The organism is Actinomycetes bacterium (assembly GCA_036510875.1).
In the GTDB taxonomy this organism is placed as follows: domain Bacteria; phylum Actinomycetota; class Actinomycetes; order Prado026; family Prado026; genus DATCDE01.
In genome coordinates this window covers 1-4771 of record DATCDE010000358.1, presented here as the reverse complement: position 1 = coordinate 4771, position 4771 = coordinate 1, and the positions used below count along the sequence as shown (strand labels likewise).

7 protein-coding genes are annotated in these 4771 nt (G+C 66.7%); 3 read left to right on the top strand and 4 right to left on the bottom strand.

What is annotated here, in order from left to right:
- Positions 1 to 118 precede the first annotated feature (118 nt).
- The 3 genes from VIM19_20525 to VIM19_20515 all read left to right on the top strand — a co-directional run bounded on the left by VIM19_20525 (position 119) and on the right by VIM19_20515 (position 2650).
- Positions 119 to 1111, top strand: coding sequence for an ATP-binding cassette domain-containing protein (locus tag VIM19_20525; protein ID HEY5187222.1), 993 nt, complete (start codon positions 119 to 121; stop codon positions 1109 to 1111).
- Positions 1108 to 1935: an ABC transporter permease gene (locus VIM19_20520; GenBank protein HEY5187221.1), complete on the top strand. Its 828-nt coding sequence runs from the start codon at positions 1108 to 1110 to the stop codon at positions 1933 to 1935. The genes VIM19_20525 and VIM19_20520 overlap by 4 nt, the downstream gene beginning before the upstream one ends.
- 124 nt (positions 1936 to 2059) lie before the next feature.
- Complete coding sequence (locus VIM19_20515) at positions 2060 to 2650, top strand: YdeI/OmpD-associated family protein (GenBank protein HEY5187220.1); 591 nt, start codon at positions 2060 to 2062, stop codon at positions 2648 to 2650.
- A 153-nt stretch (positions 2651 to 2803) separates the two neighbouring features.
- On the opposite strand, the gene VIM19_20510 is transcribed toward VIM19_20515, so the two are convergent.
- From VIM19_20510 to VIM19_20495, 4 genes are all read right to left on the bottom strand, one after another.
- The gene (locus VIM19_20510) at positions 2804 to 3151 is read right to left on the bottom strand and encodes an MmcQ/YjbR family DNA-binding protein (protein ID HEY5187219.1); all 348 of its coding nucleotides are present in this window, start codon (positions 3149 to 3151) and stop codon (positions 2804 to 2806) included.
- A 183-nt stretch (positions 3152 to 3334) separates the two neighbouring features.
- Positions 3335 to 3616 (bottom strand): DUF4287 domain-containing protein, encoded by a 282-nt coding sequence (locus VIM19_20505; protein HEY5187218.1) that lies wholly within the window; start codon positions 3614 to 3616, stop codon positions 3335 to 3337.
- A 253-nt stretch (positions 3617 to 3869) separates the two neighbouring features.
- Positions 3870 to 4325 (bottom strand): hypothetical protein, encoded by a 456-nt coding sequence (locus tag VIM19_20500; GenBank protein ID HEY5187217.1) that lies wholly within the window; start codon positions 4323 to 4325, stop codon positions 3870 to 3872.
- 122 nt (positions 4326 to 4447) lie between these two features.
- The coding region (locus VIM19_20495; GenBank protein ID HEY5187216.1) for a GIY-YIG nuclease family protein at positions 4448 to 4771 on the bottom strand (324 nt) is incomplete at its 5' end.

Below are 4771 nucleotides of genomic sequence, written 5' to 3'. Positions count from 1 at the left end.
GGAAAGGCAGCCTGAAAACTCAAGACACAACCATGAGTTCGTGACACCAAGCTGTGGCTAGCCAACCTTCAACAGTGTCTTGTGGGCGCCTTCGTGTGTGGATAAGGTTTCGAAGATCATGGCGCCTTCCGAGATCTTCGCCCGGGGTCTGAAGCGTTCTTTCGGGGCCACACAAGCAGTCGACGGTGTGGATCTGTCTGTGGAACGCGGTGAGATCTACGGCTTTCTCGGCCCGAACGGCGCCGGGAAGTCCACTGTCACCCGGGTGTTGAGCACCCTCCTGGCGCCCACCGCTGGTCAGGCCACCGTGGCCGGGTTCGACGTGGCCACTGACCCCGACCAAGTGCGGCTGCGGATCGGGGTGGCATTGCAGGAGGCCGCGCTGGACCCGAAGCAGACCGGCGTGGAGATGCTGCGTCTGCAGGGGCGCTTCTACGGGTTGTCGAAGACCGACACCGAACGCCGACTGGCCGACTTGCGCACCCTCATCGACATCGGCCCAGCCCTCGAGGACCGGGTGGCCACCTTCTCTGGCGGCATGAAGCGGCGGCTCGACCTCGCGCTGGCGCTGGTGCACAACCCTCGAGTCCTGTTCCTCGACGAACCGACGACCGGGCTGGACCCGGTGAGCCGGGCCAAGGTCTGGGAGGAGGTACGGCGACTGAACGCCGAGCTGGGCATGACCGTGTTCCTGACCACCCAGTACCTGGAGGAAGCCGACGAGCTCGCCGACCGGGTCGGGATCATCGACCACGGCCGGCTGGTGGCCGAAGGCACCCCCGAGGAGCTGAAGCGGTCCATCGGCACCGACCTGGTGGTGGCGGTCGTCGAGGGTGACCCCGACATCGCCCGGCGAGCCCTGACGCCGCTCCACGTGGTCGAACACGTCGATGTCAACGGCTTGGAGGTGACGGCCGCGGTCACCAACGGCCCGGCCGCGGTCAGCCCGGTCGCCCTGGCTCTGGCCGAGGCCGGTGGTGGGCTGCGGGTGCGCGAGCTGTCGCTGCGCACACCGACGTTGGATGACGTGTTCCTGTCGGTGACCGGCGCCCGCATCGCCGACCGGGACGGCGACACCGACCCAGCCCGGACGGTGGAGGAGGCCCGATGACGACCAAGGCAACCGGGGCCGCCACGGCCTCCGACCCGCACGCCGGTGACGTGATCGCCCGACACGCCGGGTTTGCCCGAGACCTCACCTCGGTGGCGATCCGGGCGTTGCGGCAGATCCCGCGTGAGCCCGAGGCGGTGATCCCCGCTCTGATCATCCCGGTGTTCTTCTTCGTGGTGAACGTGGGATCGCTGTCCAACGTGGCCGAGGCCGCTGGAGTCACCGACTTCAAGGCGTTCCAGCTTCCAGTGGCGATCATCTTCGCCGTCACCGGCATCTCGCGCGCCAGCGCACTGGTCACCGACATCAACGACGGCTACTTCGACCGACTGCTGTTGACCCCGATGAGCCGGCCAGCCCTCCTGCTCGGGCTGATGGTCGCCGACCTCGCCCTCGTGATCGCCCTGTCGATCCCGGTGCTCATCCTCGGCGCGATCGTCGGGGTAGGGTTCTCCACCGGCATCCCGGGCGCCCTGCTGTTCCTGCTGCTGGCGGGGCTGTGGGGGCTGGCCTTCACCGGCTTCCCCTACGCGATCGCACTCAAGACAGGCAACCCTGCAGCAGTCAACTCCAGCTTCCTGCTGTTCTTCCCGTTCGCCTTCCTGACCACCGCGTTCCTCCCCCAAGAAGCACTGACCGGGTGGCTGTCCACCGTCGCCACCTACAACCCCGTGACCTACGTCCTCGCCGCGCTGCGCTCGCTGCTGACTGGCGGCTGGCAGCCGACACCGCTCCTCCAAGGGGTGATTGCCATCCTGGCCGTGGCCGCCGTCAGCCACACCCTGGCTTTCGCCGCCCTACGAGGACGGGTCTCGCGCCGCTGAGATGGGTATAGAGGACCGTCATGGCCACAGACCCGCCCGGCGTCAGGGCGCCGTTGACAGCCCTGTGCGCCTCCCTGGCACCGGGCCCTGGCGGCAACTCGACTGCACGTGAGAGAACTCAGCCGTGACCAGCCTCGACTCGGCCCCACGCACGCATCCCCTCACCCGTGCCGACTGGCGTGCCTGGCTGTCCGCGCACCATGCCGACACCCCGGCGGTGTGGATGGTGTCGTGGAAGGCCACAACCGGGCGACCGCGCATCTCCTACGACGACGCAGTTAGCGAGGCGCTCGCGTTCGGGTGGGTCGACAGCCTGCCGCGCCGCCTCGACGACGAGCGCACGATGCTCTACTTCTCTCGCCGCAAGCCCACCAGCGCCTGGTCCAGACCGAACAAGAAGCGGGTGGAGGAGCTTCGCCGCCAGGGCCTCATGTCTGACGCCGGGGAGCGCGCGATCGCCCAGGCGAAGCGCAACGGTGCATGGTCGCGACTCGATGACGTCGAGGACCTGGTTGAGCCTGCCGACCTCACGGCCGCCCTCGCCGGCCTTCCCCCCGCACGCACTCACTGGGACGCGTTCCCGCCATCGGCTCGGCGGGGAATCCTCGAGTGGATCATCCAAGCGAAGCGCCCCGCCACCCGCGCCCAACGCATCGCTGAGACAGCCCGGCTCGCAGCCCAGAACATCCGTGCCAACCAATGGCCACGACGATGAACCGTCATCACCATCTCTGCGACACCCACGTCTCCATCGAGGGCGCCACCCCCAAGGACCCCAACAGCCCGCTGAAGGGCGGGGCCTCGCGACGCTGGAGCGGCCTACCGCGCTGGACCCACATGTGTGCCGTCGCCAGCGCATTTGACGGTGTCAGTGAGCGGCGTCCCAGGACTTGACGAGCGTTCGCGATGCCCGCAGGCGCCACGACTCCGTCACCAGCTCGCTCGCTTCGATGACGTCAACTGCCTCGAGGCGAACCAGCAGGATTGGCGTGCCGTCGTAATGGGCTGTGGTAAAGAATCGGCCCGGTTCGGACGCGATCATCGCCGTCTTTTCCTCCTCTGACGAGACCCACACGACGAGCGCTTCGGGGTCCTCGCGGATCCAGGCGAACATCCGCGGCGTCGTCCGCCAGGAGGGCCGACCGCCGAAGGATGCCTGCTCGTAAGCGCCCGGCAGGCTTGCGGCGATGCGGCGAACGTCGTCGTGCGAAATCATCGCCCAATCGTATCCGGGCCCCGTCAGGCCAGCCTCGGTCCCGTTAAGAATCCTTCGGTGGCCATAGGGGTGTGACGGGGCATGCTTTTCCCACTCGTTGTTCCCTGGCGGACCACGCCGTCCAGCCGACGTCAGCGGTCATCGCCCTGCCTCCTGCACGGACCTGTTGCCCGGCCATGGAAGTCAGCGCGCCTCCAGACCGTCCAGCCGCAAGGTCAGCGAATCGTCGCGATGGCTGCCGGAGGAGCCCACGTGCTTCTCCGGGACGGTCGGACCGTTCTTGAGCACCCCATAGAGCGCCATCGCGTGACCGCGGCCCACGCCATACTCCGACTGCAACCAGTCCACCACGATCGCCGCCTTGGTGTCAGGCCCATAGCCACGACTCTCGGCGTCGTCGAGCAACTCCTGCGGCGTCTTGCCGGTCTTGGCCTCGATCGCGTCGAGGTACGCCTGGTAGGACATATTCCGACCTCCTAGAGGAGATGATGCAACTTCAGACTCTGCCGCTGCCTTCACAGTACCGATAGAGCATGGCCGGCGGGCACCGGCCGGCGCATGCACTGCGAGCATTGCGTGCTGTCGGGCAGCATCATCGGGCCCGGACCATACGTCCTGTACCAACCCTAAGTAGCCGCGATCCGCGCGGTGGACCACATGCGTCATACCGCCGCCAGTCGGGCGAGTCGATCCAATCGACTGTCTTCGAGCGCTCTCATTAGTGGTTGCGCAGGGCGATGTTCCAAGGTGGATTCCAGCGCTGGATAAGGAGTTCCTCGACCTCATCGGGGCGAGCGGCGACGAGCCACCACCACTCCACGACGTGACCAGCAACGAGCGACGCGTTGAGTAGCCCGTTAACGCGGGCGCGAGTCTGCGACTGCTTGAGCGCCTTGGACGGCGGACAGTAGGTGTAGTCGTCGTAGGCCCTTCCCAGGCTCTGACCCTTCACCTTCTGGATCAGCCCGTAACCTTCAACTGGCTTGCCGACGTAGCAGACCTGCCCGTCCGCGACCCAGGCGTACACGCCAGGTTCCTGTGGGGCTGTCGTCTGCACCCGCAGACGACAGAACGGCCCCATGCCGAATGGATCGGGGTGCGGAAGATTCAGGGTCACGGCGGCGACGCTGGAGGACGTGAAGCCCAGCGCGACCAGGTCGTCGGTCGTTGCCACATCCCAAGCCTTCTGGCTCCACGCAGCGTGCGCAAGACCCGACCGAGTTGCGTCCTATCGCCGCCCGTCGGCGCCCTCGATCTCACCAAGAGCCGCCGCAGGAAATCGCGGGCCTTGGCGTCTCAGTTCCGGTTGAGGCGGAACTGTGGGGTCGTCAGTGCCCGCTTGAAGTGCGATTCCGCAGCGTTGACCTCGGGGGTCGGCGCGTTCGGATCGAAGACCCGCAAGATGCTGAACATGAAGTTCTGCTTGTGCGTTGGGTCCTTCACACCGAGCTCTTTCAGGGCCACATTGCCCCCGTGGCCGTCTTGGGCGTAGGCGGTCCAGCGGCCGAGGATTCGCTCACCGCCGTCGGCTTTCCCCACGTACAGCTGGCCGGTGCGTGCGTCCAAGATTACGTATATCCCCTGCACCGCGCTTAGTGCAGCTCGCCAAGGGGAATACCA